Source organism: Acinetobacter seifertii, from assembly GCF_016064815.1.
GTDB classification, from domain to species: domain Bacteria; phylum Pseudomonadota; class Gammaproteobacteria; order Pseudomonadales; family Moraxellaceae; genus Acinetobacter; species Acinetobacter seifertii.
Window position 1 is genome coordinate 3,923,892 of record NZ_CP065820.1, and the last position, 26,921, is coordinate 3,950,812.

General features: G+C 40.5%; 26 protein-coding genes and 1 pseudogene. 4 read left to right on the top strand and 23 right to left on the bottom strand.

Translation table 11 applies throughout. The features are described 5' to 3' along the window. Window positions 1-4: 4 nt before the first annotated feature. The 6 genes from I8T81_RS18160 to I8T81_RS18185 form a co-directional block, all read right to left on the bottom strand. Window positions 5-1,030, bottom strand: coding sequence for an enoyl-CoA hydratase/isomerase family protein (locus I8T81_RS18160; protein WP_198071785.1), 1,026 nt, complete (start codon window positions 1,028-1,030; stop codon window positions 5-7). Window positions 1,031-1,042: 12 nt separating this feature from the next. Beyond that, window positions 1,043-1,816: an enoyl-CoA hydratase gene (locus tag I8T81_RS18165; protein ID WP_005309095.1), complete on the bottom strand. Its 774-nt coding sequence runs from the start codon at window positions 1,814-1,816 to the stop codon at window positions 1,043-1,045. Between the two features lie 21 nt (window positions 1,817-1,837). After that, on the bottom strand, window positions 1,838-2,965 hold the full coding sequence (locus tag I8T81_RS18170) for an acyl-CoA dehydrogenase family protein (protein ID WP_104080451.1): 1,128 nt from the start codon (window positions 2,963-2,965) through the stop codon (window positions 1,838-1,840). Between the two features lie 11 nt (window positions 2,966-2,976). Next, the gene (locus I8T81_RS18175) at window positions 2,977-4,626 is read right to left on the bottom strand and encodes an AMP-binding protein (RefSeq protein WP_198071786.1); all 1,650 of its coding nucleotides are present in this window, start codon (window positions 4,624-4,626) and stop codon (window positions 2,977-2,979) included. Window positions 4,627-4,707: 81 nt separating this feature from the next. Next, window positions 4,708-5,598 (bottom strand): 3-hydroxyisobutyrate dehydrogenase, encoded by an 891-nt coding sequence (gene mmsB / locus I8T81_RS18180; RefSeq protein ID WP_049065474.1) that lies wholly within the window; start codon window positions 5,596-5,598, stop codon window positions 4,708-4,710. A gap of 11 nt (window positions 5,599-5,609) precedes the next feature. Then, window positions 5,610-7,127: a CoA-acylating methylmalonate-semialdehyde dehydrogenase gene (locus tag I8T81_RS18185; RefSeq protein WP_198071787.1), complete on the bottom strand. Its 1,518-nt coding sequence runs from the start codon at window positions 7,125-7,127 to the stop codon at window positions 5,610-5,612. A 165-nt stretch (window positions 7,128-7,292) separates the two neighbouring features. On the opposite strand from I8T81_RS18185, the gene I8T81_RS18190 reads away from it, so the two are divergent. Continuing rightward, on the top strand, window positions 7,293-8,174 hold the full coding sequence (locus I8T81_RS18190) for a LysR family transcriptional regulator (RefSeq protein ID WP_198071788.1): 882 nt from the start codon (window positions 7,293-7,295) through the stop codon (window positions 8,172-8,174). A gap of 62 nt (window positions 8,175-8,236) precedes the next feature. On the opposite strand, the gene I8T81_RS18195 is transcribed toward I8T81_RS18190, so the two are convergent. The 5 genes from I8T81_RS18195 to I8T81_RS18215 form a co-directional block, all read right to left on the bottom strand. Continuing rightward, entirely contained in the window at window positions 8,237-9,661 is a 1,425-nt protein-coding gene (locus I8T81_RS18195) for an amino acid permease (RefSeq protein ID WP_081409944.1), read from the bottom strand. Between the two features lie 378 nt (window positions 9,662-10,039). After that, a complete protein-coding gene (locus I8T81_RS18200; RefSeq protein ID WP_004705996.1) occupies window positions 10,040-11,479 on the bottom strand; it encodes an amino acid permease in 1,440 nt (479 codons plus the stop codon). Between the two features lie 162 nt (window positions 11,480-11,641). After that, the gene (locus I8T81_RS18205) at window positions 11,642-12,001 is read right to left on the bottom strand and encodes a RidA family protein (RefSeq protein WP_000071348.1); all 360 of its coding nucleotides are present in this window, start codon (window positions 11,999-12,001) and stop codon (window positions 11,642-11,644) included. Between the two features lie 10 nt (window positions 12,002-12,011). Further along, window positions 12,012-13,115: an alanine racemase gene (alr, locus tag I8T81_RS18210; RefSeq protein WP_198071789.1), complete on the bottom strand. Its 1,104-nt coding sequence runs from the start codon at window positions 13,113-13,115 to the stop codon at window positions 12,012-12,014. 20 nt (window positions 13,116-13,135) lie between these two features. Then, window positions 13,136-14,401 (bottom strand): D-amino acid dehydrogenase, encoded by a 1,266-nt coding sequence (locus tag I8T81_RS18215; RefSeq protein ID WP_198071790.1) that lies wholly within the window; start codon window positions 14,399-14,401, stop codon window positions 13,136-13,138. Window positions 14,402-14,537: 136 nt separating this feature from the next. Between I8T81_RS18215 and I8T81_RS18220 the strand changes: the two genes are divergently transcribed. After that, on the top strand, window positions 14,538-15,005 hold the full coding sequence (locus I8T81_RS18220; protein ID WP_001247568.1) for an Lrp/AsnC ligand binding domain-containing protein: 468 nt from the start codon (window positions 14,538-14,540) through the stop codon (window positions 15,003-15,005). A 40-nt stretch (window positions 15,006-15,045) separates the two neighbouring features. Here the strand turns inward: I8T81_RS18220 and I8T81_RS18225 are convergent, their stop codons facing one another. Next, window positions 15,046-16,191, bottom strand: coding sequence for a DUF1624 domain-containing protein (locus tag I8T81_RS18225; RefSeq protein WP_198071791.1), 1,146 nt, complete (start codon window positions 16,189-16,191; stop codon window positions 15,046-15,048). A 74-nt stretch (window positions 16,192-16,265) separates the two neighbouring features. Here I8T81_RS18225 and I8T81_RS18230 point away from each other — a divergent pair, with 74 nt between their 5' ends. Next, window positions 16,266-18,356, top strand: a complete 2,091-nt coding sequence (locus I8T81_RS18230) for a TonB-dependent receptor (RefSeq protein ID WP_198071792.1) — start codon at window positions 16,266-16,268, stop codon at window positions 18,354-18,356. A 45-nt stretch (window positions 18,357-18,401) separates the two neighbouring features. Here I8T81_RS18230 and I8T81_RS18235 read toward each other — a convergent pair whose 3' ends face one another. From I8T81_RS18235 to I8T81_RS18265, 7 genes are all read right to left on the bottom strand, one after another. Beyond that, window positions 18,402-18,782, bottom strand: coding sequence for a nuclear transport factor 2 family protein (locus I8T81_RS18235; RefSeq protein ID WP_198071793.1), 381 nt, complete (start codon window positions 18,780-18,782; stop codon window positions 18,402-18,404). A gap of 25 nt (window positions 18,783-18,807) precedes the next feature. Continuing rightward, complete coding sequence (locus I8T81_RS18240; RefSeq protein WP_198071794.1) at window positions 18,808-19,188, bottom strand: ribonuclease E inhibitor RraB; 381 nt, start codon at window positions 19,186-19,188, stop codon at window positions 18,808-18,810. Window positions 19,189-19,315: 127 nt separating this feature from the next. Further along, complete coding sequence (locus tag I8T81_RS18245; RefSeq protein ID WP_174735432.1) at window positions 19,316-19,981, bottom strand: RluA family pseudouridine synthase; 666 nt, start codon at window positions 19,979-19,981, stop codon at window positions 19,316-19,318. A gap of 110 nt (window positions 19,982-20,091) precedes the next feature. Continuing rightward, window positions 20,092-20,793 (bottom strand): DUF1003 domain-containing protein, encoded by a 702-nt coding sequence (locus I8T81_RS18250; protein ID WP_004706012.1) that lies wholly within the window; start codon window positions 20,791-20,793, stop codon window positions 20,092-20,094. Between the two features lie 80 nt (window positions 20,794-20,873). After that, window positions 20,874-21,377, bottom strand: a complete 504-nt coding sequence (locus I8T81_RS18255; RefSeq protein ID WP_198071795.1) for a DUF2867 domain-containing protein — start codon at window positions 21,375-21,377, stop codon at window positions 20,874-20,876. Window positions 21,378-21,865: 488 nt separating this feature from the next. Continuing rightward, window positions 21,866-23,065: an MFS transporter gene (locus I8T81_RS18260; RefSeq protein ID WP_198071796.1), complete on the bottom strand. Its 1,200-nt coding sequence runs from the start codon at window positions 23,063-23,065 to the stop codon at window positions 21,866-21,868. 197 nt (window positions 23,066-23,262) lie between these two features. Beyond that, window positions 23,263-23,847 (bottom strand): TetR/AcrR family transcriptional regulator, encoded by a 585-nt coding sequence (locus I8T81_RS18265; RefSeq protein ID WP_198071797.1) that lies wholly within the window; start codon window positions 23,845-23,847, stop codon window positions 23,263-23,265. A 314-nt stretch (window positions 23,848-24,161) separates the two neighbouring features. Here I8T81_RS18265 and I8T81_RS18270 point away from each other — a divergent pair, with 314 nt between their 5' ends. Beyond that, window positions 24,162-24,863 (top strand): SDR family NAD(P)-dependent oxidoreductase, encoded by a 702-nt coding sequence (locus I8T81_RS18270; protein ID WP_019457949.1) that lies wholly within the window; start codon window positions 24,162-24,164, stop codon window positions 24,861-24,863. An 85-nt stretch (window positions 24,864-24,948) separates the two neighbouring features. On the opposite strand, the pseudogene I8T81_RS18275 reads toward I8T81_RS18270, so the two are convergent. The 4 genes and pseudogenes from I8T81_RS18275 to I8T81_RS18290 all read right to left on the bottom strand — a co-directional run bounded on the left by I8T81_RS18275 (window position 24,949) and on the right by I8T81_RS18290 (window position 26,721). Then, window positions 24,949-25,406, bottom strand: a pseudogene (locus tag I8T81_RS18275) (hypothetical protein). Window positions 25,407-25,431: 25 nt separating this feature from the next. Then, window positions 25,432-25,854, bottom strand: a complete 423-nt coding sequence (locus I8T81_RS18280; RefSeq protein WP_198071798.1) for a hypothetical protein — start codon at window positions 25,852-25,854, stop codon at window positions 25,432-25,434. After that, a complete protein-coding gene (locus tag I8T81_RS18285; RefSeq protein ID WP_198071799.1) occupies window positions 25,808-26,218 on the bottom strand; it encodes a hypothetical protein in 411 nt (136 codons plus the stop codon). The genes I8T81_RS18280 and I8T81_RS18285 overlap by 47 nt, the downstream gene beginning before the upstream one ends. Before the next feature lie 8 nt (window positions 26,219-26,226). Then, window positions 26,227-26,721 (bottom strand): hypothetical protein, encoded by a 495-nt coding sequence (locus I8T81_RS18290; RefSeq protein ID WP_198071800.1) that lies wholly within the window; start codon window positions 26,719-26,721, stop codon window positions 26,227-26,229. Between the last annotated feature and the right edge of the window lie 200 nt (window positions 26,722-26,921).

Here is a 26,921-nt window from a genome sequence, read left to right on the forward strand (position 1 = left end):
AGGCTTAGCTCAATTTTTCTAAAATTGGCTCAAATTTCGAATTACGTTCTTGCCACTGTGGTTGTTTGTCTTTATCGACAATGAGAGCACGGACACCTTCAATAAAGTCACCATGCTCAAACCAAATGTCCTGTAAATCACGTTCAAGCTGCATACACTGCGGTAAAGAAAGCCCACGGCCTAAATGTTGCAGTTTCAAACTGGTTTGTTTGGCAATAAATGAGCGCTGCTGCAAAATACTGAGCATCTTACTTGCCCAAGTCTTTAAGCTTTCATCTTGTTCATTTTCAAGACTTTGCTCAATTTCATCTAAATGCTGATATCCGAAGTGTTTACGAATACCTTCAGCCAATTGTTTGAGTTCACTGTCAGCAGGGCGAGTAATAAATCGGGTAATGATGCGTTCAATTCCCTCTTTACTTAAACTTGGTGCCTCAACCAGAGCATCTTGCAAAGCTTGTAACTGCTCGCTTGGCACATGGTAGTCAATTAAATCAAGATAAAGCGCATCGCTACTGCTGATCTGCTCGCCCGTAATTGCCATATAAACGCCAATATCATCAAGGCGAGACAGGAAATGCGTTGCGCCAACGTCTGGGAAAAAGCCAATCGCTGTTTCAGGCATAGCAAATCTGGACTTTTCACTGCTCACAACAATGTGACAAGCTTGAGCCAAGCCAAATCCGCCACCTAAAACATAGCCATCAAGCAAGACGATGACTGGTTTTGCATATTCACGCAGTATATCTAGCATTTTATATTCGGCACTAAAGTAGCCTTTGTAATCAGCCGTGCCATTTTTATAACTGTCGTAGAGATAGCGAATATCGCCACCTGCACAGAAGGCTTTTGGGCTATTTGACTTAATTAATACTGCCTGAACAGCAGCATCATTTCGCCACAGTTCCAATTGGGCACCAATACTTTTAATCATGTCTAGCGACAATGCATTGAGATGAGTCACACGGTCTAAGGTAATAATGCCCAACTTACCTTGTTGCTCAATCATTAAGTGATTTTCTGTATTCATTTTATTGATCTCTTATTGATTTTTAAAATTTGGTTTTCGTTTTTCAACGAACGCCTGCATTCCTTCTTTTTGGTCAAATGTTGCAAATATTGAATGGAACATGCGTCTTTCAAAACGCAAGCCTTCAGTCAGATTCACTTCAAAAGCTCGGTTAATGGTTTCTTTGAGCATCATATTTGCAGTTAAAGATCGTGCCGCAATTTTTTCAGCTGCTTGCAAGGTTTGTTCAAGTAATTCTTCTTTGCTAAACACACGTGCGACTAAACCACTTTGCTCTGCTTCTACAGCACCCATTTGACGAGCGGTAAAACACATTTCCATTGCTTTGGCTTTACCAATAGCATGAGTTAAGCGTTGTGTACCACCAATACCCGGAATTACACCTAAGGTGACTTCAGGTAAGCCAAACTTGGCATTGTCAGCACAATAAATAAAGTCACACATGAGCGCCAGTTCACAGCCACCACCTAACGCATAGCCGCTGACTGCTGCAATTAGAGGTTTACGGCGCTGTGCAATACGGTCTGCAAGATGGAAAAAGTCATCAAAATAAATATCTGGAAATGCTAAATCAGCCATTTCTTTAATGTCTGCACCTGCGGCAAAAGCTTTTTCAGAACCTGCCAATACGATGCAACCAATTTCACGGTCTTTTTCGAGCTGATCTAATGCCTGATTAATTTCACTAATTAATTCACTGTTTAAAGCATTGAGCGCTTGAGGGCGATTTAATGTAATCAGTCCAACCCCATTACGCTTTTCTAATAAAATACTTTGCCACTGCATTATTTATTCCTTGTTCTGATTTTATAGACTACGTGCAATCACTAAACGTTGGATATCACTTGTGCCTTCGTAAATTTGACAAATACGCGCATCACGATAAATACGTTCAATAGGGAAATCTCTGAGGTAACCATAGCCACCAAACACTTGTAGTGCGCTCGAGCACACACGCTCAGTCATTTCTGAAGCAAATAACTTGGCCATTGAAGCCTCATTGAGACACGGTTGACCTGCTTCTTTTAAACGTGCAGCGTAGTGAACCAGTTGTCTCGCTGCTTCAATTTCAGTTGCCATACTGGCAAGGCGAAATGCGATGGTTTGATGCTCAAAAATTGGTTTTCCAAAAGTAATACGCTCTTTGGCATAACGGGTCGCCTCTTCGAGCGCCGCACGTGCTAAACCGACTGCTTGTGCAGCAATACCAATACGTCCACCTTCTAAATTGGCGAGAGCGATTTTCAAGCCCTCACCTTCTTTACCCAGCATAAGGCTTTTATGGATGCGCACATCTGTCAGGGCAATCTGGCAGGTATCTGATGCATGCAGACCGAGTTTTTCTTCAACACGAATTACTTCATAACCCGGCGTTTCACGTGGGACTAAAAAGGCACTAATACCTTTTTTGCCCGCGCTCGGATCGGTCACGGCAAACACAATAATGACACCGGCATTATTACCCGAGGTAATAAACTGCTTGGCACCATTTAAGATGTAATCGTCGCCATCTTTGACAGCTCGGGTTTTAATGGCTCCCGCATCTGAACCTGTATGTGGTTCGGTTAAGGCAAAAGCGCCGATCATTTCACCTTGTGCCAGAGGTTTTAAAAAGCGTTCTTTTTGCTCGTCGGTACCAAACTTTAAAATAGGCACACAACCAACCGAGTTATGTACGCTCATGATGGTCGAGGTTGCACCATCTGCCGCCGCAACTTCTTCGAGTGCCAGTACATAGGCTAAGTTACCGGTGTCTGAACCGCCCCATTGCTCTGAAACAAGCATACCCATAAAACCGAGTTGGCCCATTTGAGCCAGAGTGTCTTTTGGGAAAGTTCCGTCTCGGTCCCAATCGCTGGCATTAGGCTTAATTTGTTCTTGGGCGAAACTTTTCGCCATGTCACGGATAAGTAATTGTTCTTCGGTAAATTGCATTATTATTTCCTTTACCCTGCTTTAGCTTGTTGTTTAGCAATTTCTTGATTACGCAATAAAAAGCGCTGAATTTTGCCACTTGGAGTTTTAGGTAATTCACTCACAAATTCAACTAAACGTGGGTAAGCATGAGCAGAAAGTCGTCTTTTAACAAATTGACTGAGTTCTTCAGCAAGTGTTTCTGATGGTTGAGTAGTCGCGGATAAAATCACGAAAGCCTTAACCACTTCGGTACGGTCTGGGTCAGGCACACCAATCACTGCTGCTTCAATCACAGCATCATGTTCAAGCAAAGCACTTTCTACATCGAATGGACCAATCCGATAACCCGATGTGGTGATTACATCATCGCTGCGTCCTACAAAGCTCATACTGCCATCGGCATGTAACTCGGCAGTGTCGCCCGTTAAGTAGTAATGACCAACAAAAGGCGATTTACGGCTTTCTTTATAGCCACCAAACCACATCATTGGAGACTGGCTAATATCGACTGCCAAAATTCCTGGTGTGTCTGGCGGAAGCTCTTCACCTAGTTCATTAACAATCGCAACACGATAGCCCGGACTTGGAAAACCTGCTGAACCAGCATGAATTTCATGTTTTAAACCATGATGATTACACACCACCATACCGACTTCGGTTTGCCCATAGTGGTCATAAATTGGAGCATCAAGCACTTGTTTAAACCAGCGAATGACTTCTGGATTCAGCGGTTCACCTGCACTGCTCACCACACGGAACTGTCCTTTTAACGGCGCCATTTGCGCTGGATCTGCTGCCATCATCATACGGTAAGCCGTAGGTGCACCTGCCAAGTTGTTAACTTTATAATCTTTCACAATTTGGCATAGGCTATCTGTGCTGAACCCACCTTCATAGAACAAAGTAGCATGGCCCAAGAATAACGGCCCAGTAATCGCATAGTACAAACCATACGCCCAACCCGGATCGGCAATATTCCAAAACGAGTCTTCTTCTGTTAAACCAATGGCATCTTGCATATATCGCCCAAAGGCAATCAGTGCTTTTAAAGGCACTTCCAATGGTTTTGCAGGCCCTGTAGTACCTGAAGTAAACATGAGCAAGAAAGGATCTTGGATGCTACGCATGACCAGATCACATTGATCAGACTGCTGTTTCACTTCATTCCAAAAGTTAAAATCACCTGCTTTAAGCGGAGTACCTTGTGCATCGGCGACAGTCACAATTGCAGGACAATTTTCAATTTCATCAAGCTTGCTACGGTTGCCCATATCGGTCACCACTAGCTTACTTTGTGCAAGTTGAATACGGTGCTCAATCGCTTTTGGGCCAAATGCAGTAAATAACGGTTGATAGACTGCACCAATTCGCCAAGCTGCCAAAATAGTCACAATCAGTTCAGGTGTTCTTGGTAATAGACCTGAAATACGGTCACCAGTTTTCACACCTTGTGCTTTTAAAAAGTTAGCAAACTGACTCGACCATTCTTTTAGTTCACGGAAGGTATATTGCTCTTTACGCCCATCTTTTCCTTGCCAGTACAGCGCGATTTTGTCGCCATCTGCATGTCGATCACAGCATTCATAACAAGCGTTCAGTGCATCGAGTGAACCTGACAACATCTGTTTAGCAGTGCTTTCCAAATCGAAAGCCTGTACAGCATTTTGATAATCCATCATATCTTTTCCCTCAGTCCGGATTTGTTGTTATTCACGACAGGGTTTGATTTATTGGTTTAAAGCCATCCTTTGGCTTTACCGTTATGCCTCTTGTGGCAGGTATTGCTGAATAATGCTCGAAAAATCGAGATTGGCATTACCGCGCATACACATTTGCTGATAGAGCTGCTGCACCATGCCACCTAATACAACTGGCTGTTTGACTTGACCCGCGGCCTCTACAGCAAGTCCTAAATCTTTTAGCATCAACTGAGTGGCAAAACCGTCTTGATAGCCGCGAGATGCTGGCGCATTTTCATTAATATGCGGCCATGGGTTACATACATCCGAACTCCAGCAACGGCCACTTGAGGTGTTAATGACGCCTGCCAATGCTTGTGGGTCAATGCCGAGTTTCACCCCCAATGCCATGCCTTCGGCCACCGCAGCCATTGAAATACCTAAAATCAGGTTATTGCAAATTTTGGCAATTTGTCCTGCACCCACATCACCACAATGAACAATATTTTTACCCATGTGGCTAAGTACAGGTTTTACTTCGTTAAAGGTTTGATCATCGGCACCTACCATAAAGGTTAAGGTTCCCGCTTGAGCACCAATGGTTCCACCTGAAACTGGCGCATCACAGATTTTAATATTTTTGCTATGCGCAACAGCCGAAATATCTTTGATGGTTTGCGGGTCAATGGTACTGCTATCAATGCATAAGCTACCTGCTTTTAGCACTTCCAAAACACCATTTTCACCCAAGTAAACGTCTTTAACATGCTTTGCTGCAGGCAACATGGTAATGACTACATCAGCTTGTTTAGCTGCTGCCTGAGGGCTGTCGCAGACTATGCCACCTGCCTCGGCGAAGTGCTGAATAGCAACTTCACTGAGGTCATAACCATAAACTTTGATTCCGGCTTTTAGTAGGTTATGGGCCATTTTGCCACCCATATTTCCTAGACCGATAAAGGCGATATTCATCCGTGATCCCCTTAACGTAAACTAATGGTTGTGTTTACACCGCCAACTTCATGGCTATCTTCAAACCAACGGCTAGTAATGGTTTTGGTCTGGGTATAGAACTGGACAGCCTGTTTGCCGTATGGTCCCAAATCACCCAGTTTTGAGCCTCTTGAACCTGTAAAACTAAAGAACGGCACAGGTACAGGAATTGGAATGTTGATACCGACTTGACCAATATCAATTAAGTTTTGGAAAGTACGTGCAATGGCACCACTTTGGGTAAATAGACCTACACCGTTTCCAAATGGGTTGGCATTGATAAAAGCAATCGCTTCATCGAGTGTATCTACACAAATAATCGAAAGTACAGGACCAAAGATTTCTTCTTTATAAATACGCATGTCGGTCTTTACGCCACTAAAAATCGTCGCACCAACAAAATTACCCGATTCATAGCCTTGAACTTGAACATTGCGACCATCAAGCAGAAGTTCTGCCCCTTGCTCAACACCGCTATTAATTAAATCAAGCACACGCGCTTTAGCACGTTTTGAAATGACTGGGCCAATATCCGTATTTGGCTCATGGCCTGCGTTTACTTTTAAGGTTTTCGCTTTTTCTACTAACTCTTGAATCCATTGTTTGCTGTCGCCAACCATGACTGCGACAGACAATGCCATACAGCGTTGCCCAGCAGCACCAAATGCTGCACCGACTAAGGCATTTAAGGTTTGTTCTTTATTGGCATCTGGCATGACAACCACATGGTTTTTTGCGCCCATCATCGACTGCACGCGTTTGCCATGTTGCCCTGCAAGGTTATAAACATGTGTGCCAACCGCAGTTGAACCCACAAATGAAATCGCTTTAATGTCTTTATGGGTACACAAGCGGTCAACCACTTCTTTGCCGCCATGCACAACGTTCAGCACACCTGCTGGAATACCTGCTTGAATCGCAAGTTCAACCAGCATCATGGTTGATAACGGATCTTGTTCTGATGGTTTTAAAACAAAGGTGTTGCCGCACACAATTGCCATTGGGAACATCCAAAGTGGAATCATGGCAGGGAAATTAAACGGCGTAATACCAGCACAGACACCCAAAGGTTGCTGCAAGGTATACGTATCTACCCCACGCGCTACGCCTTCGACATATTCACCCATTTGCAAAGTGCCGATCGAACACGCATGTTCCACTACTTCTAGACCACGTTGAATATCGCCTTCAGCATCGGCCAAGGTTTTACCTTGTTCCGCAGTTAATACCTGTGCAATTTCCTTCATGTTGGCACGGATTAAGTCTTGCAACTTAAGCATGATGCGCATACGTGCCTGAATTGGAGTTTGACGCCAAGAAGCAAAAGCATCTTGTGCAGCTTGAATAGCAGCGTCAACTTCTTGAACTGTAGCAAATGGTACGCGACCAATCACTTCCTGAGTTGCAGGGTTAACAATGTCTTGCCATTCCTGTGTTTTAGATTCGATAAACTGCCCGTTAATAAGTAATTTAGCGGTTTCCAATTCGATTTTTTGGATTGTGTTCATAACCTCTCCGTAGGCCATATTTTTATTGTGTTCAGTTATTAGAAAATACTGATCTATGTATTTTCTTTATTCAGGTTTCATTTGAGACTAACAAAGAAAGCTTTGACCACCAACGCAAAATCATGCACGATTGTTGTGCAAATATGCACAGGGACAATAACAAAAATGAAAGTGGATTGGGATCATCTACAGTTTTTTCTGGTTTTAGCTCGCACTAAAACCTTAACCAATGCTGCACGTATTATTGGTGTCGAGCATAGTACGGTAGCTAGACGGATTCAGGCTCTAGAACTTGCTTTGGGTACAACGTTGTTTAAACGTGAAGCAACAGGCTATGAGCTGACACTCGAAGGCATGGCACTTGTTCCTCGAGTTGAGCAAATGGAACAAGCCTTCTTACAAATTGAAAAACCACATCAACCATTGCAAGGTCGTGTGCGAATTGGCACACCTGAAGGTTTTGGAACTGCGTTTTTAGCTCGTTTACTGGCTGAGTTCTCTATTCAGTATCCGCTACTCACCATCGACCTAATTCCAGTGCCAAAAATGATTAAGCTCTCACACCGTGAAGCAGACATTGTGGTGTCAATTGATCGTCCAACGTCTGGGCCCTATATCATTACCCGCTTGTCAGACTACTGTTTAAAAATTTACGGCAGCCAAAACTATCTAGCGCAAAACCCACCCATTCGTGGTTTAGAAGATTTAACCCAACACCGCTTTGTAAATTATATTGATGATCTGGTATATAGCCCTGAGCTGTACTGTTTAGAACGGTTACCTTTAAAGCTGAATGCTAACTTCCGTAGCAGTAGTATTTTGGCCCAGCAAATTGCAGTGAGTGCAGGCGCAGGACTTGCGATTTTGCCCAAGTTTCTAGCAGACGATAAACCTGAACTCGAAGAGGTATTAGAGCAACAAGTTCGTTTCACGCATACTTTCTGGATGCTGACCTTTGTTGATTTACAGCACGAACCACGCATTAAACTCGTCTGGGATTATTTGCGTAAACAAGCCGATAAATATCAACACTTACTGGTTGATTAGACATCTCAATAAAAAAGCCAATCAATCATGATTGGCTTTTTTGGTAAATCGAGAAAGGATAATTAAAAGACTTCTCGGCCTAGTTTTTTCATACGCGGCTTATAGAACGCATAGTAGGTTACGCTTAAAACTACTAACCATACTGGGCTAACGTAGAGTGCTTTCAATGTATCTGGCTCTAGTGCCAAAATCACTAAAGTAAACAAGAAAAATGCAATAACAACATACGCCATCAACACCCCACCCGGCATTTTAAAGGTTGATGCTGCGTGAAGCTCAGGACTCAACTTACGGTAACGTAAATAGCATGCCATGATCAGAAGCCATACACTAATAAAGAGAATCACACAGAGTGAACTTGCCAAAGTAAATGCTTCCATGGTGTTTGGAACAAAGTACTGAAGCACTGCTCCACCCATAATGAAAATACATGAGAAGATTAAACCATTTGAAGGTACAGCACGTTTTGATAAACGTCCCAATGCACTTGGCGCCTGACCATCTTTCGATAAACCGAACAGCATACGACTGGTTGAAAACACACCACTGTTCATTGAAGACATCACTGAAGACAGTACGACCAAGTTCATGATGATGGCTGAAACAGGAATACCCGCATTTAAGAACAACTCAACAAATGGACTTTTATCTGCACGAATGTGATCCCAAGGTGTTACTGACATCACCACAAAGAGTGCCAACACATAGAATAGAATAATACGTACAGGAATCGCGTTAATTGCCTTCGGTAGATTTTTCTCTGGATCTTTGGTTTCAGCAGCTGTTGTACCAATTAGCTCAACACCAATAAAGGCAAATACGGCGATCTGGAAGCCTGCCAAAAATCCGCTTACGCCTTTTGGAAATATGCCGCCATGCGACCACACATTACTTACACTCACAACCTCACCATGCGGAGCTTGAAAATGAGTAAGGAGCATGTAGCCACCGACTCCAATCAGGCCAATAATGGCCAAAATCTTAATGAGTGCGAACCAAAATTCAACTTCACCAAACAACTTCACCGTAAGAAGGTTAAGCCCTAAAATGAATAGTACACAGCCTGTACTAATCATGGCTTGTTGCATGGGTGAGAAACTGGCGCCTTCAGGCAGCCAGAAACTTAAATAGTTAATGACCGCAGACAAATCAGCAATACCGACCAGTACCCAGCCTAACCAATAAGTCCAGCCTATATAATAGCCAGCCCATGGTCCAATCAAATCATATGCCATATCGACAAATGATTTGTAATGTAAATTGGCAAGCAGTAGTTCACCCAATGCACGCATCAGAAAAAAGAACATGCCACCAATTATCATGTAAATCACGAGGATTGAAGGACCTGCGAGGGAGATGGTTTTGCCCGAGCCCATGAATAGGCCGGTTCCAATTGCACCGCCAATTGCAATCATTTGTAAGTGGCGATTATTTAATTTCCGTTGTAAATGATCAGGGGAGCTTGCCTCATCGGGATGATGAACCATTGTCATATTAGAAGTCCTTTTTATATTTTGCTTAACTTAAAATCAGCAACCTATAGGGAGAAAAACGAACCGTATATCGTGGGTTGCTGAGTCTATACCTCAGGACAAGATGTTCAAGTATATTTTTTCCTTAATTGATAAATCGTTTGTCCTGTTTTTTTAAGTCACATTATTTATGTACTGCCTTCACGGCAATTTTAATTAACATATCTGGATTCTCCAGATTAGCCGGAGTGTAGCATGCGGTAATACAAGATGTCGCTTTTCTACCCCCCTCTAAACTGTGCTATTGATTCAAAAATAAACAACATTATTCCGATAAAAAAACTGATGAAAATAAAAAAAGCCAATCATGATTGATTGGCTTTTTAATAAAACTTAATGATCGTTAACGAGTTCACGTCCTAGCTTTTTCATACGTGGTTTGTACAACATATGATAGGTAACGCCTAAAATGACTAGCCATACTGGACTGACATACAAAGCTTTTAAAGTATCTGGCTCTAGCGCCAAGATAACCAAAGTAAAAAGCATGAATGCCAAAACCACATAACTCATCCAAACGCCACCCGGCATTTTGAAAGTAGATTTTTCATGTAATTCAGGACGTAATTTACGATAGCGTAAATAGCACACCATAATGAGACTCCACACACTAATGAATAGAATCACACACAGTGAACTTGCCAAAGTAAATGCTTCCATCGTGTTTGGAACAAAGTACTGAAGCACTGCCCCGCCCATAATAAAAATACACGAGAAAATCAAACCATTTGAAGGTACTGCACGTTTTGATAAACGACCAAATGCACCCGGAGCCTGACCGTCTTTTGATAGACCAAAAAGCATACGGCTAGTTGAAAACACACCGCTGTTCATTGAAGACATCACCGAAGACAGTACCACCAAGTTCATGATGATGGCTGAAACAGGAATACCGGCATTTAAGAATAACTCAACAAACGGGCTTTTATCTGCACGAATGTGATCCCACGGGGTTACTGACATCACAATAAATAGCGCCAACACATAGAACAGAATAATACGTACCGGAATCGCATTAATTGCTTTAGGCAAGTTTTTCTGCGGATCTTTGGTTTCAGCAGCCGTTGTACCTACCAGTTCCACCCCGACAAAAGCAAATACAGCAATCTGGAATCCTGCCAAGAAGCCTTCTGTACCTTTCGGGAATAAACCGCCGTGTGACCAGACATTACTGATGCTTGCAACAGCGCCTTGTGGAGCTTGGAAATGGCTGAAAATCATGTAGCCACCCACTCCGATCAGACCAATAATCGCCAAGATCTTAATGAGTGCAAACCAGAATTCAATTTCACCAAATAGACGTACTGTTAGGAGGTTAAGGCCCATCACAAACAATACACAGCCTGCACTAATCATGGCTTGTTGTGTTGGAGAGAAGCTTGCTCCATCGGGTAGCCAGAAGCTCAAATAGTTAATGACTGCTGAAAGGTCCGCAATACCCACCAGCACCCAACCTAACCAATAAGTCCAGCCCAAATAGTAACCGGCCCAAGGACCAATCAGGTCATGAGCCATATCAACAAAAGATTTGTAATGCAGATTTGCAAGGAGTAACTCACCCATTGCACGCATTAAGAAAAAGAACATGCCTCCAATAATCATATAGATCAAAAGGATTGAAGGACCTGCGAGGGAGATTGTTTTACCCGAGCCCATAAATAGGCCGGTTCCAATTGCACCGCCAATAGCAATCAGTTGTAAATGACGGTTAGACAGTTTTCGTTGCAGATGATCAGGAGAATTTTCTGCATCTGAATGACGAGCCGTTGTCATATTAAAATTCCTTTTTGAATTCCTTTGTTAAGATCAGCAACCTATGGCGAAAATCGAACCGTATGCCATAGGTCACTGAATCTGTTCACCAAAAAATGACTGGATAAACCGTATCTATCTTCCTTCTGTTAGATACATCATCATTTTTGGAGTAAAAACGAATTACTTTTGTGCTGCCGTCACGGCAATTTCAATTAACCAATTTGGATTGACCAAATCGGCCTGAATTGTGGCACGCGATGGCGCAACACACCCTTTTAACCAGTCAACCCAAATTGCATTTACGGTTGAAAAGTCAGAAAGATTTTTCAAATAGAGCTGTGCAGAGAGCAAGCGAGATTTGTCGGTATTGGCTAATGCCAAAAGTTCATCAATCGTTGCAAGAATTTCACGAGTTTGGCCTGCCACGTCTTGCTCGGTATTTTTAGGTACCTGACCTGACAGATAAACCACTTTGTTAAAAACAGTCACGGCGCTCATGACTTCGTTAGTGTTAATCTTTTGTATATCTGAATTAGACATTCGGATTTCCTTATACCTGATTAATAAATTGAACACGGGCGGTGACAGCACACATCAGTTCATAGCCCACCGTACCGGATGAAACTGCGACATCATCAATAGGTAAAACGACGCCTGTACTTGATTGGCCCCAAAGTACAACTTCACTGCCGACTTTGGCACTCTCAATGCCCGTTAAATCGACTGCCAACATATCCATGCTGACACGGCCAATTGTACGAGTGCGGACAGAGTCCACTAAAACAGGTGTGCCTGTTGGTGAAATACGTTGATAACCATCGGCATAGCCGCAAGCCACAATCCCAATCGTCATGGGTTGCTCTGCGACAAAGTTTGAGCCATAACCGACGCTTTCATTCGGTTCTAAATGCTGAACGGAAATAATTTCACTGCGTAAGCTCATGGTCGGTTGTAAGCCCCAATCCGCAATACTATGGGTCGGGTAATCTGGCGAGCTGCCATAGAGCATGATGCCGCTACGGGCATAATCTGATTTGAGCTGATCTTGATAGCGCAAAATTGCTGCACTATTACTTACCGATCTTTCACCCGGTAAATCTTTTACAATTTCTTCAAAGACAGTAATTTGATAATCAATACCTTGCTGGCCGAAACGCTCGCCATCTGCATCTGAAAAATGCATCATGTGCGTAATCTTGGATACGTTCACCAAGTTGTTTAAACGTTCCCAAGCCTGAACATAGTGCTGTGGTTTAAAACCAAGACGGTTCATACCACTGTTCATTTTTAGGCAAACATCAAATTGAGCTGGATAAGGATGCTTTTCTACCCACTCGATTTGCGCTTCACTATGAATGGTGAAACTGAGTTGATACTGCACACAATCGAATAAGTCTTGAGGAGAAAAAACTCCTTCGAGCAACAAAATTGGACCTGTCCAACCTAGAGCACGAATTCGTTTTGCTTCATCAAGATCAAGTAAGGCAAAGCCATCTGCTGCTTTAAATGCTTCATAAACACGTTCAATGCCATGTCCATAAGCATTGGCTTTTACAACGGCAAAGACCTTACTGTTTGGCATAGCCTTGCGTACCACCGCCAAGTTATTTTGTAAGGCTTGACGGTGGATGACTGCGGTAATAGGACGAGGCATGATTAATTTCCTAACGTCTGTTAAGCCGCATGTGCGTGTGAATAACGCTGAATTGAAAGACCATCGGTACTGATATCAGTCTTATGATTCAATACGATGTCACTGATTAATTTTCCTGAACCACACGCCATGGTCCAGCCTAAAGTACCGTGACCTGTATTCAAGAACAGATTTTTGAAGCGAGTCGCACCAATAATTGGAGTGCTGTCTGGAGTCATTGGACGTAGACCCGTCCAGAAAGACGCCTGTGCCATATCACCACCCGGGAACAAGTCCTGAGTCACCATTTGCAAGGTTGCACGGCGATCTTCGTTTAGACCTAAATTGAAACCGCTTAACTCTGCCATTCCACCTACGCGAATACGTTGGTCAAAACGAGTAATCGCAATTTTGTAGGTTTCATCAAGCACTGTAGATTGCGGAGCAAAAGCTGGGTCAACAATAGGAATCGTCAACGAGTAACCTTTGACAGGATATACAGGTAACTGTAGATCAAGTGGTTTCAAGAAATCACGTGAATAACTACCAAACGCTAGTACATAACGATCTGCGGTTAAGATCTTACCATTGACCTGAACGCCCTTAATTTGATCGCCTTCAACAATCAATTTTTCTACGTTCTGATTAAACTGGAAGTTAACACCCAACTCTTTAGCAATTTGAGCTAAAGCATTGGTAAATAAATAACAATCGCCTGTTTCGTCATTTGGTAAATGTAAACCACCAACGAGTTTATCTTGTGCATTTGCCAACGCTGGTTCTACACGACCAAGTTCGTTGCCATTTAATAATTCGTAGCTTACGCCGCACTCTTGTAGCACGCTAATATCGCGTTGAACCGCTTCCATTTGTGCTTCTTTACGGAATAACTGCAACGTGCCTTTTGCACGGTTTTCGTAGTTAATACCCGTATCTTTTCTAAGTTCACGTAAGCAGTCGCGACTGTATTCAGCCACGCGCATCATACGTTCTTTGTTTACAGCATAGCTTTGTGGATTACAGTTTTTTAGCATTTGCGCCATCCACTGTAACTGCCACATGCTGCCATCTAAATTAATCGCAAGCGGTGCATGGTGTTGGAACATCCATTTCACAGCTTTAAAAGGAATTCCTGGTGCTGCCCAAGGAGTCGAATACCCAGGCGAAATTTGACCTGCATTACCAAAACTTGTTTCTTCAGCAGGACCTGACTGGCGATCAAGAACAGTGACCTCAGCTCCTTGTTGAGCTAGATAATAGGCACTTGCCACTCCAATAACGCCGCTACCTAAAACAATTACGCGCATTTCCATTCCCTCACGCACACCAGTTTATTTCACTAGTATATTTCTGCTTCAATAGTTTATTTCACTGTTTTTCAGGCTATAATCTAGGTAAATTTATGTTTTTCTCACGAGAATTTTAAAAAAAGAGGAAATATCTATGCGCCCCCTAGATCGTATAGATCGCATGATTCTGGACATTTTGCAGCGCGAAGGACGAATTGCGATTAGTGAATTGGCATCGAGAGTCAACCTATCGACCACCCCCTGTTCAGAGCGTGTAAAACGCCTTGAACGCGATGGCATTATCATGGGTTATTACGCCCGTCTAAACCCAGCTTACGTAGACCGTAACCTTCTCGTCTTTTTAGAAATTAAGTTATCTGCCAAATCAGGCGATGTATTTGACCAAGTGGCCAGAGACCTCGTTGAGATTCCTGAAGTACTCGAATGTCATCTTATTTCAGGTGAGTTTGACTACCTTGTAAAAGCGCGCTTAAAGGAAATGAGCGCATACCGTCGCTTATTGGGAGATCTATTAAAGAAACTTCCCGCTTCGGCATCGTCACACAGTTATGTGGTCATGGAAGAAGTGAAAGAAACTCTATATCTAGATGTGAGTAAGTAAAGCGAGTTCTCTCTAAACTCGCTTTACTCAGGTTTGAAAATTAGAAATATTTTAAAATCGAAATATGTTTGTTTTGATGTTTGAACTTAGAGAACCATTTAACTGCTGGGTAGAGTGCAAAAGACAGCACAATTGTGATTAACCACAGCATCCACACATGGTTGACCGACAAATAACTTCCGTAGTTGGTTCCCCACACACTGAGTGCAAACACATACATGAGTTTCAGCACATATAAGTGTAATAAATAAAAGAACATCGGCACCGAACCAAACACGACCAATGGTTTTAAAAATGAGTATTGCTGCATACGTTCAAAAGCAACGAGCATAATCAAGCCAATTCCAACATTTAGCAAAATAAATAACAAAGACGGTGGATACTTGGTGAGGTTAAAAAAGCTCATAAGGCTCAGTTGTAATGACTCAAAATACTGCCACGGCTGGTCACCATAGACGTTGATAAAACGCAATAAAACAAATAGCCCGATACTTGCTAAACCAAGGCTGATTAAAGCGCGGCTTCTTTGCTTTGCTGTATATTTTGAACTAAACAACTGGCCTAATACGTAGCCCAATAAAATCACACCAATCCAAGGTAAAACCGGATAACTTGTACGAAGCTTGATACCTGCAAACTCAAGCCAGCCACGTTCATGTAAAACGAACCATATATTCTGTAGGATGCCTTGTGAGAAGTGCACAGAATCTAGCAGGTTATGCCCAAAAATAATGACCAAAGCTACACCAGCAAGAACTGGCAAAGGCAAACTTACACAGCACGCTAGCACCACCATGCTAATACCTATCGCCCAAATCACCTGTAAATAAATGACTTCAGGTGGAAAAGTTGCTGTCCATGCAAAATTCACAAGGGTAAGCTCTAACACAATTAAAAATAAGCCGCGTTTTAATAGAAATGTACGCGTTTGTTGTAAGTCCTGTTTTTTTGATTGAAATAAAAATGCAGAAATACCGGTTAAAAGTACAAAAACCGGAGCGCAAATATGTGCCAATAATCGACTGCCAAATAATGCTGGTTCTGTTACTGTTACGTCCATTGGATCGGTAACCTGTTTATGTAAATAGAAAGTTTCTCTTACATGGTCGAGCAACATAATGATGATCACCAAACCACGCAATGCATCAATCGACTGTAAACGTTCAATATTCTTTTCTAAAGACATAGCGGTAATCAATAAAATAATGTAACGTTATACTATTACATTATAGTTCTTTTGTCTTTCATGGCTGATTATTTATGCAACACAAATTAGGATTGTTGTCTTCGTTAGGGTTATCTTTTATATCAACATTCTCTTGGGGAGACGAAACCTCAACAGTACTTGAGACCATACGCGTTCAGGCTGAAAGTACCCAAGAAGGTGTGAGCCAAAATAGCTCGGCGACTAAATTTTCTCACGATGTTTTAGATGTCCCTTTTAACCGTGCTTATGTTTCGAAACAAATGATGGAACAACAAGACGTTCAACGGATTGATGACGCATTAAGCTTGGTGAGTGGGGTTTTTCATCAAAACAGTTTTGGTGGCGGCTTTTGGGATAACTACTCTTTCCGTGGTTTTAGTACCGATCCCAATTTAGGTGCTTCTATGATTCGTAACGGCTTGAGTGTCAACCGAGGGATTAGTGCTCCAAAAGATGTCGTAAATATTGAATCTTTAGAGTTTTTAAAAGGGCCAATGGCTGCTCTATATGGTCGCGGCGAAACTGGAGGCTTGCTTAACCTCAACAGTAAAAAACCGCAGTGGGAAAGCGAAAGTGAAGTTAACCTACGTGCCAATACCCAAGAACAATATCGAATTAGTCTAGAACACACGGCGCCTATTAACGATGAACTGGCCTATCGTGTAGCCGTGGCTCATGAAGATAATCAAAGCTTCCGTGATCATGTCAGTAGTGAACGCTGGTTCTTTTCACCGCAGCTCACATGGAAAATTTCAGACCAAACACAACTCGACTTTGACAGTGAATTTACAGAGCACAAAGGAACCTTTGACCGTGGTGTCAGCACCGTCAATCACCAGTTTGTGATGGACCCGAAAACCTTTACAGGTGAACCTGACGACGGCGATTTGAAAATAAAAGATTACTTTTACCAATTACGTCTGAGTCACGAATTTAACCCTGACTGGAAGCTAAATAGTGCTGTCAGTTATAAAGATGCTAAAATGGTCGGCTTTGCAACCGAACCTCGTCGTATGCAAGCCGATGGCCGTACTTTAGAGCGTCAACGCCGCTATCGTGATTATACAAGTGAAGACGTGCTGGCTCAGACAGAGTTACTTGGCAAGGTTGATACTTCGTGGGCTCGCCATGAAATTTTACTTTCAACCGAGCTTGGTCAACTCGACTATAAACAAAACCAGCTTCGTCGTAATCACAGTGCTGGCATGCCAAACACAATTGATATTTACCAACCTGAATATGGCAAATATTTACCAAACCTAGCACCGTTTACCGATACCAAAGAACATCAGCGTTACTTTGCGCTTAATGTACAAGACCAGATCTTTTTTAATGATCAGTGGAGTGTGCTATTTGGTAACCGTTTTGATCAGGTCGAGCAAGACTTTAAAAATCATCTGACGCAGACTGAAAACAACCAGACACTTCATCAAAATAGTCCGCGTTTCGGAGTAAATTTCAAAGCCTCTGAGCAATGGGCGTTTTATACAAACTATGGCCGCTCATTTGCCATGAATAGTGGTATGAACCGAAACGGTCAGACTTTTGCCCCTGAAAAAGGCGAAAGCTACGAGATCGGCACCAAATATAAAGTGAATGACCAAAGTGTGCTGAGTCTCGCTTTGTTTAAAATGAAAAAACGAAATGTACTTACAACCGACCCGATCGACAGTAACTTTCAAACCGCAGCAGGCGAAGTGAGTAGTAAAGGAATTGAGTTTGACTTAAATAGCCAAATCACTGACCGCTGGTTCGTCAATGCCAACTATAGTTATACCGATGCTCAAATTGAAAAAGACCAAGACTTGCCAAAAGGTGCTCGTCTGAGCAATGTGCCAAAACACCAAGGTGCAATAAGCACCAATTATGAGTTTCTACAAGAAGGCTCAACAAAAGCAGGTGTAGGTGCCAACCTTACTTATGTGGGCGAACGTAGCGGACATAACCTTGATAATGGCTTTAATTTACCAAGCTATACCCTCGTGAACTTAAATGCTTACTATGCCCCATCGGACCGCTTACGTTATCAGCTGAATATAAACAATCTGTTTGATAAAACTTACTATGTTTCAAGCTACAGCGATTTATGGATTCAACCGGGTGAGCCACTAAATGCTTCAATTTCGGCACAGTGGAAGTTTTAATTCATCTATAAAATAAAAAAGCCCGAATTATTTCGGGCTTTTTTATTAGAACATGCCATTTTCATTTACAAGCGGTTCAGGCTGTACTTGCCCGATATCCCAAAGCTCAGCAATTTTTCCATTTTCAAAACGGCAAATATGAACCACAGCCACAATGGTAGGTTTGTCATTCATTTGCATTTCAAGTTTCGAATGTACGGCAACCAAAGTCCCATCTTCAATGACATGTTGGACATCAAAGACTTTATTGGGATTTGCAGCCGCGCTTTCACGCATACCTTCCTTCAACGAAGTTGCATCACCCGCATAATAAGGGTTGTGATGCTTGAAGTTAGGCGCAGTGTAATTGCTGTAGGCTTCATCAACTTCGCCTGCTGCGGCAAGTTCTAAAAACCGTACCGCAATTTGTTTTTGAGATAAGTTCATGAGTATCTCCTACTCTTTTTAGACCTTATTGTAAGAGGTCGTCTTCTTCACTTTCTTCCTCAAAGACATAGGCCATACAGCCCCATCCGTCATATTCGCCCTGAAATTTTTCAGCGATGCTAGCAAACCATTCCTCTAAGTCAACAATGTCTGAATACTCAGGTTCCATGTTGACGAAGATGGTAATTACCCACTCATTCGGCTCAACAGAGTCATCTTGGAAAAGTGAAACTTTTTGTTCTTGGTAAAGTAAGTAAAGTGCACATTGCTCAGCATTTTTTTGATCTTGAAATGCAATTGAAAATTCAATTTCATGCTGCTCGGTTAAATCATCCCCATCTTCAGCCATTTGCCAAAGTACATTGCCGTTATCGTCATCTGGAAATTGTTCGTAGTCACGAGTCATAAAGTGATCCTTGTTGTTGTCGCAGTATTAATATTATTCGGACTTAGAATACCCGACTTTTATTGCAGTTTGGGTATATATTCCGTTCCCAATTGCATCAAATTGAATTTTTAATTGTATGTAAATTTTAAAAAGGCACTTGGGATTGAATGACTACATCTGTGCCTTTCAATGGATGCTGAAAAGCCAGATAGGCAGCATGTAACGCCATACGGTTTAAATGAAAACGTTTTGGTTCAGGGTGATACAACTTGTCACCCATAATCGGGTGTCCAATGTGCATCATGTGCACACGGAGCTGGTGCGAACGGCCTGTGACTGGTTCAAGTAATACTCGCGTTTGATCTGTTTTCTCGTCATAGGTGAGAGGCTGAAACAAGGTTTTAGCATGTTTGCCTAGTTCAAAATGTACAATTTGTCTTGGGCGATTTTCCCAGTCAGTAATGAGCGGAACTTCAACACTGCCCTCTTCTGTGACTTGGCCTTGCACCAACGCAATATAATGTTTTTTGACTGTTCTGGCCTGAAACATTTTACTTACCGCGACTTCTGCATCACGGTGCTTGGCAAACATAAGTAAGCCCGACGTTGCCATATCTAAACGATGCGTCACTTTAGCCAAGGGGAACTTTTCTAGCACCCTTAAATAAGCGCTGTCATGATGCTCAGGTAAGCGACCCATCACCGACAACAATCCCGCAGGTTTATCAACCACAATTAAATCGTCATCTTCAAATAAAATTGAAAGCGGATCTTGTGGTGGAGCGTAAACAAAGTTGTCGTTCAAAGGCATGGTCGTAGAAACAGCAATGGAGCATGGCGGCAAATCATAAAGAAATTTGAGACCTACCGCAAAACAATCTATAAGCTTTCATCATGTTCCACGTGAAACTCGAAAAATCTTTATCGCTTTTTATTCATTTCAGCTAAAAGATCAAGCTGAATTTCTTGAATATGTGCAAGCCTTTCCCACTGATGCGATAAAAGATGGTCCATTTTTTCATGCAAATGACGAATCTCAAGCTCGGCTTTTAAATTAATTTGATAGTCATGTTGAGAACGCAAACGGTCTTTGGCTTCTTGACGGTTTTGACTCATCATAATAATAGGCGCCTGAATTGCCGCTAAGCATGACAAAACCAGATTAAGCAAAATAAATGGATAAGGGTCGACAGGACGTACCACCATCACGACCGTATTTAGAATAATCCAGCCTATTAAAAAGATGGCAAAGCAAATCAGGAAAGCCCAACTACCACCAAATGTCGCAATCTTATCTGCCAGTTTTTCCCCAAACGTCCATTTTTGATCAAAGTCGGATTCGGTATCTCGGCTAATCAGCTCATGGCGTTGCATGCTGCCAATCACTTCGTTTTCTAAATTAGTTAACTCGCCTTTTTCGGAGCGTAATAGTGATTGAACGTATTTAATTCGATAATCTGCCAGATCTGCTCGGCAAATAAAGCTTGAGAAAGACCAATCCGGATGATCTTGAATAATTTCCTCACTAATCACATTCCGAATAACTTCGCCTGAAACCAGATCTTTTAACGGGAAATTCTTTCCGCATACGGCGCATTGGCGACACTGGTTTTTATTCTCCATTTTATACAGCTCGCAATTATGATCATAAGGATATTATATAGGCGATTTCAGGCGACAACATCGTAAATAAAAAGAATGCTTTAACCCAGTATTTGTAAAGTTGCTGGCACTATTTTTCGATGTGCAGGAATCACAGGAACCATGTAGAGTCTTCCAAGCCAATTTTTAATATGTACTACTGTGGTTATGGTCAGTACTTGAGTCTTTTCATTCTTATAAACAGATAAAGTCACATTTAAATGCTTGTCATCGTCTCCAATCACTAACTCATTTTCGGTACGCTGCCGTAAGGTAAAAATTCCAATTCGGTCGCCTGCGACATACTCATTTTCTTTTTTATTCGTATCTATTTGCTTAAAACTTCCTAAGTCTTTAAGCCCAATCTTTGAAGTAATTTTATTACGTATATTCATGCTCCACTCTATCCACGCTGGAGTGTGTTGAAATAGCTTAATAAGCTGCTGAAATACATTTAGGTCGGGCTGACCAAGCACAATACTCCACGAGTCGTGGAAGTAAGCATTGTTCAATTGAGATGAGATTTGACTGTCGGTAGGTAGCGCGGAAAGATAAGGCTTATTCATTAAATTATATTCTTGTAAAGTATCGTTTTTATTATAGAGAATTTTTTAGGGTGTCAAGGGAAAACATCTATGGTTTACTTCAACAATTATAACTTTGTAAGTTAGAACCTTATGCCTATAAACTTTTGATCTATAGCGTCCTAAGCCGAATCGAGACCTTTTGGGTGAGTACACACTAACGTTATACGTTTTGGTGCATGCTACTCTTTTCGATCCCTATCACACCCTTGAGATATAGTTTAGCCAGCACCCTGCGGGATTGTTTTTCTAAGAAAAGCTAATTTTTAATATTTTTGGGAATTTTTACGTCATTAGACAAATTTAAAAGAATTTATTCCCATTTAGCCATAATTAGTTATATTTAAATTCCACTTTATTTGTTTTTTTCGGTTTATTTTACCAAAGCATTAACTGTTTTTGACAAAAGTGCATCAAACTATAAAAAGTAAATTACCCTTCATTTTTTAGTCATGAAGGGCAAAAGTCTTTTATGAAGAAATAAAACCATGTTTCCGAGCATGGTAAACAGTAAATAACCCGATCAGGGCAAAAGCCAGCATAAACCACGGAAAAGAAGCTGCCCCAAAACTTTCAAGCAGTCCTCCGCCAATCATTCCACCGAATGCAATAGCAAGGTTAAATACCGTGACCAACATAGACTGCGCTACATCTGCTTGGTGACCCGCGGTATTTGCCAAAGCTGTTTGTAATAATGTCGGAGCCCCACCAAAAGTAACTCCCCATAACACAACACCCACCAGCACGACAAAACTTGAAGAACTATAAACACCCAAGAGCGCGGTCGCGATTGCAAAGATAAATAAGCTTAAAAGCGTTATTTTTCTTAATGAACGGTCGATGAACATGCCTGTAATGAGAATGCCAACAATTGAAGAAATGCCGAATATAAACAGGATAGTCTCAACTTTGTATGTCAGCCCTGTCGAGGCCAAAAAAGGTGAAATATACGTATAGAGAATGCTATGCGCCAATATCCAAAGAAAGACGACTGCTAAAACAGCTCTGATGCCTGGCATTAAAAGAACTTTTAAAATGGGTAACCTTTTTTGCGCTGACTGCCCTGCAAAATCAGGAATACTAAAACGAATCCAGATAAATAAAATCAATGCTAGTAAAGACATGATCCAAAACACGCCACGCCATTCAAACAATGTTCCCAACCATGCACCCAAAGGCACCCCTATTGATAAAGCAATAGGTTGCCCAACCCCAGCAATTGCTAAAGCTCGTCCTTGATACGATGTAGAGACCATGCGTCTTACATAACCCGCTAAAAGCCCCCAAATAACACCCGCTGCCATCCCTGCAATAAAACGAGCAATCAAAGTCAGAGTATAGTCATTTGATAAGGCAGTAATCGCGTTAAATACAAGTAACCCTGCAATAGCACTGAGTAATAAGGGTCTCCGATTCCAACTACGTGTAAGGCTAATCAGCGGTATTGCCGCTAAAACAGAACCTAAGGCATACACTGCTATAAGCTGCCCTGCATAAGCTTCTGAAATATGTAAGCCTTGACTGATTTGAGGCAAAAGCCCTGCTGGCATGGTTTCTGTCATAATGGTCAGAAAGCCTGCAACTGTAAAAGCCAACAGTTTCCAAATTGGTAATTGAGTAGAGAATTCATCAGTTAACTGATGAGATGTTTCATTACTCTTAGTATTCATAAAGATTTACTCTCAAATTCTTTTAAAGCGTACTTACTCTGCTCTGTATCGCTATAAGCTTGTTTTATCAGGTTAGGATGGGAAGACATTTGTTCTCCATGTGAACTAAAATCATTATTTTGGAATGATCATTCCAATTTAAGTTAAATAAAAACCTTAACTATTCAACTCAAGCATAGTTAAGGTTTAAATGAGTTTTATAAAACGTTTAAAGCAACCTCGACTACATCCATTAAACATTGCTTTCTTTGTTCAAATGGACTGCCTTTCCCTAAAACACGTAAACCTTGCATAGTATTTAGAAAGAAACTTGCTAACGCACGCGGGTTTTGGGTAGAAGCAATTTCACCAGATTGTTGAGCTTTAATTAATAAACTCTCTAAAGCATGTTGAAGTTTCTGTAGGTTACTTGCAACGAATTGTGAGACATCTTCATCATGCCCAGCCAGTTCCAAACAAGCATTTGCAACGAGACAGCCTTTGTGTTCTGAATCATTCAGCTCATCTTCAACCACATTTATCAGTAATTGCCGAATCAGTGCTTTTGGTGAACCTGAACCAGACAACAGCTTCACATTGTTAAGCGTGGTTAAAATCTCATAACGCTGTAACGCTTTTTGATAAAGACCCTGTTTGTTTTGAAAGGTGCTGTAAAGGCTACTTCTGGATAGTCCCGTACCGTCAACCAAGTCTTGAACTGAAGTTGCAGCATAACCACGACGCCAAAAAACCTGCATTGCAGCATCAGCAATTTCATCAGTTTCAAATTCTTTGGTTCGCATAAACACACTTAACAGGAACGATCGTTCCAATTAATTTAAGATAGACTAATAAAGAAGTCAAACTAAAAAATTATTTCATGGGTAAACATTTCTGCAATTTGAAAATGATGACTCTATATTTTTATAAAATTAAAAATATTTAATAAAAGCTACGCCATCTGGACCATTCAAACCAAACTGATTGATGAGTGTTTTTCATATTTTGTCTTGTTCTTTCTGCATTATTTTTAGATTTAATTTTTTCGCTTGAATACATTATAAAAACATATTATAAACTATTTCTAACCAAATAATTGGTTTTTTGGAACTTTATAATGAACAACAATATTATAATTTTTGGTTATGGAACAGGTATTTCCAAAGCCGTGGCACATAAGTTTGGTAAAGAAGGCTATAAAATCGGTTTAGTGGCGCGCAATGCTGAAAAACTCGAAAAAGCCATTTTAGAACTTAAAACACAAGGTATTGAAGCTTACGCTTTTACATGTGATTTAGCGGTTCTTGAAGATATACCAAACCTAATTAAACGCATTAAAGATCAATTAGGAGAGATTAAAAATATTCATTGGAATGCTTTCCATGATATTGAAGGCAATATCTTAAAAACCCCTCCACTAGAGCTTACTAAAAGCTTTCATATTCGTGTTTCAAGCTATATTGCGACAGTACAAGCTTGCTTACGTGATTTAGAAAAGAACCACGGTAGCATTTTATCGACAAATGGAATTTTTGCTTTCGATGCTGTTGGTATCGACTTGGTTGCCAAAGAGTACTCATCATTAGCAACTACTGCTGCCGCTCAATATAAAGCCACCAATTTGCTTGCTCATAGTCTTGCTGACTCAAATGTTTACGTGAGCCAAGTGATTGTAAATGGTTTTGTAGATGGAACCCCTGAAGCGAAGGATAAAACCTACGCGGTACATCCAGAAACAGTTGCGGATCAGTTCTGGTACTTACACCAGCATAAACAAGAAACTGTTTCTCTGTGTGGTGAAGCCATTCAAGCTGCTTAAACTATGTCTTATGAGAGAAGAAGCGTAATTAATTAGGCTTCTTCTCGTTTTTAAATTGATGTGTGTATGCATCAGAATTCTTTAATTATTTCTCATAGTCTGAAGGATCAATTTTGTATTTTTTAAATAAAATTGAACGCACAGAATCATTGATACCTTCATCATGTTTAATAATTAAATAAATATCTTTTTAGTCAGAGGAACTTCTTTTAGTAAATCTGGCAAGTCTACTGACCTTATAGCACTGACTTCACTAGGTTGCTTCAAAATATCTGGATCTTGTTTTTCAAACTTAAAATCTACACCTTGTAAGTTAAAATAGACTATTACTCTTCGATTTAAAGAATCACTATCATCATATAGAACTGTGCCTGCTGGAAGGATTGTATATGATGAATAGTTATCGAAATTTGATGCTATTCGTAAGGGTTTCTCTAAAACATGAATTTCGGGTGCTTTTATACGACTCCAGAAGTAATAATTTAATAAAGACGGTATGATGAAAAGTAAAATTAATAAGGTAATTAATAAATTCTTTTTCATATCCCCTTCTTATTAAAAATATCTTTTATTCTTTAACTACAAATTCATAGGTCTTATCTAAATTCCCATCACCACTAGCATAAAAACCTGCATATATATGAATCGTAAAAGTTCCCTTATATTTTGGAACTCCAGAAATTTTTAAATTGTTATAAGCATCTGCTTCATTTTGATCTATTGGCTCAATAGAGATATTCATATCACTTGGGAAATTAGTTTTAACTTCAAAAGAATATGGTATCACTCTACCACCGGATATGTTCAATTGCTGATTATATGCCTTTCCCACATAGGCTACTGGAAGTCTTTCAGGCTCAATTGTATATTCGTGACCACATCCTGCCATAAGTAATAAGGGAATACCTAAAGTTATCAATTTAAGTTTCAGATTTTTAAACAAATTATTTTCCCTCCCATACAATTGGAAATTTTCCTGATTTAGAGACATTACCAATCATTGCAGAGAAAATTGCTTGGCATTCTAAATTGATTTTTTTAACTGAACTGATATCTATAGGTTCACAGCTTTTATCATCATTATTTGAGCAGAACTCTACAGATACCTCAATTTGATTATTCTCAAATCTATCGATATCCACATCTAATATTTGCTGAGGATCAATCATATTTTCACAAATGAACTTTTTTGATGATGATTTTTTTATTTTATTTAAAACTTCCTTATCTTCAATTTTCATAGCAAAATTTAATTTTTCATTACTTTTCACAATATGATCTATTGTGAAATTTGAAATTTTTTCACTACATCCACTTAAAAAAATTAGCCCCAATAGGTAAAGAAATTTTTTCATTAAAAACTCTATTGGAAATTGGATTTTCTTATAGCTTCTTTTGATATTAAAATATTATCTGCTACAACTTTAGTACTTTGTAATAAGCCCCCAAAAACTACTCTACAAGAAATATTGCTAGTTAACAATTTTTCCAATTGATTCTTATCAATACATACATTCATGGATTCATCTTCGCAGACTTTGAAGTACCCAGATGAAGTATATTTTCCATTTTTTAACTTCTCTCCCTCGACTGAGATAGAGATAGCTCCTGTCACAAAGTAATTTTTAATATTATCGCACTTAAAATGTGAATATTTATAATTATTCTCTTGATAAATCTTATTTAAATCATCATTTGTTTCTAAATTAAATTTAAAAATATCACCACTCATACCATCCAGACGTGAGTAAGTTAAATTCTTAAGGGTTATATCCTTAAAATTTTCTTTCTCATTTTTGGCTAAAGGATTACAACCTAACAATGATAGAGTTGATATAATTATTACAACATTTCTCATAAACTATTTATCAATCTGTAAAACATTTTTATTTAGAATCAAATTTGCAAGTATATTCCTTTTTAAATTTACCATCACCACTACAATAAAATTCTGTTGAAATATTTGGGCGGCAGTGATCCAAACTACCCGAACATGTAAATAAACCCGCTTTGGTGGGTTTATTACATTTCTAGTTCTCAACTTAATAAATTACAGAT

Coding starts and splice junctions, on each gene's coding strand:
- I8T81_RS18160 (WP_198071785.1), bottom strand. CDS start 1,030: ATGAATACAGAAAATCACTTAATGATTGAGCAACAAGGTAAGTTGGGC.
- I8T81_RS18165 (WP_005309095.1), bottom strand. CDS start 1,816: ATGCAGTGGCAAAGTATTTTATTAGAAAAGCGTAATGGGGTTGGACTG.
- I8T81_RS18170 (WP_104080451.1), bottom strand. CDS start 2,965: ATGCAATTTACCGAAGAACAATTACTTATCCGTGACATGGCGAAAAGT.
- I8T81_RS18175 (WP_198071786.1), bottom strand. CDS start 4,626: ATGATGGATTATCAAAATGCTGTACAGGCTTTCGATTTGGAAAGCACT.
- mmsB (WP_049065474.1), bottom strand. CDS start 5,598: ATGAATATCGCCTTTATCGGTCTAGGAAATATGGGTGGCAAAATGGCC.
- I8T81_RS18185 (WP_198071787.1), bottom strand. CDS start 7,127: ATGAACACAATCCAAAAAATCGAATTGGAAACCGCTAAATTACTTATT.
- I8T81_RS18190 (WP_198071788.1), top strand. CDS start 7,293: ATGAAAGTGGATTGGGATCATCTACAGTTTTTTCTGGTTTTAGCTCGC.
- I8T81_RS18195 (WP_081409944.1), bottom strand. CDS start 9,661: ATGGTTCATCATCCCGATGAGGCAAGCTCCCCTGATCATTTACAACGG.
- I8T81_RS18200 (WP_004705996.1), bottom strand. CDS start 11,479: ATGACAACGGCTCGTCATTCAGATGCAGAAAATTCTCCTGATCATCTG.
- I8T81_RS18205 (WP_000071348.1), bottom strand. CDS start 12,001: ATGTCTAATTCAGATATACAAAAGATTAACACTAACGAAGTCATGAGC.
- alr (WP_198071789.1), bottom strand. CDS start 13,115: ATGCCTCGTCCTATTACCGCAGTCATCCACCGTCAAGCCTTACAAAAT.
- I8T81_RS18215 (WP_198071790.1), bottom strand. CDS start 14,401: ATGCGCGTAATTGTTTTAGGTAGCGGCGTTATTGGAGTGGCAAGTGCC.
- I8T81_RS18220 (WP_001247568.1), top strand. CDS start 14,538: ATGCGCCCCCTAGATCGTATAGATCGCATGATTCTGGACATTTTGCAG.
- I8T81_RS18225 (WP_198071791.1), bottom strand. CDS start 16,191: ATGTCTTTAGAAAAGAATATTGAACGTTTACAGTCGATTGATGCATTG.
- I8T81_RS18230 (WP_198071792.1), top strand. CDS start 16,266: ATGCAACACAAATTAGGATTGTTGTCTTCGTTAGGGTTATCTTTTATA.
- I8T81_RS18235 (WP_198071793.1), bottom strand. CDS start 18,782: ATGAACTTATCTCAAAAACAAATTGCGGTACGGTTTTTAGAACTTGCC.
- I8T81_RS18240 (WP_198071794.1), bottom strand. CDS start 19,188: ATGACTCGTGACTACGAACAATTTCCAGATGACGATAACGGCAATGTA.
- I8T81_RS18245 (WP_174735432.1), bottom strand. CDS start 19,981: ATGCCTTTGAACGACAACTTTGTTTACGCTCCACCACAAGATCCGCTT.
- I8T81_RS18250 (WP_004706012.1), bottom strand. CDS start 20,793: ATGGAGAATAAAAACCAGTGTCGCCAATGCGCCGTATGCGGAAAGAAT.
- I8T81_RS18255 (WP_198071795.1), bottom strand. CDS start 21,377: ATGAATAAGCCTTATCTTTCCGCGCTACCTACCGACAGTCAAATCTCA.
- I8T81_RS18260 (WP_198071796.1), bottom strand. CDS start 23,065: ATGAATACTAAGAGTAATGAAACATCTCATCAGTTAACTGATGAATTC.
- I8T81_RS18265 (WP_198071797.1), bottom strand. CDS start 23,847: ATGCGAACCAAAGAATTTGAAACTGATGAAATTGCTGATGCTGCAATG.
- I8T81_RS18270 (WP_019457949.1), top strand. CDS start 24,162: ATGAACAACAATATTATAATTTTTGGTTATGGAACAGGTATTTCCAAA.
- I8T81_RS18280 (WP_198071798.1), bottom strand. CDS start 25,854: ATGTCTCTAAATCAGGAAAATTTCCAATTGTATGGGAGGGAAAATAAT.
- I8T81_RS18285 (WP_198071799.1), bottom strand. CDS start 26,218: ATGAAAAAATTTCTTTACCTATTGGGGCTAATTTTTTTAAGTGGATGT.
- I8T81_RS18290 (WP_198071800.1), bottom strand. CDS start 26,721: ATGAGAAATGTTGTAATAATTATATCAACTCTATCATTGTTAGGTTGT.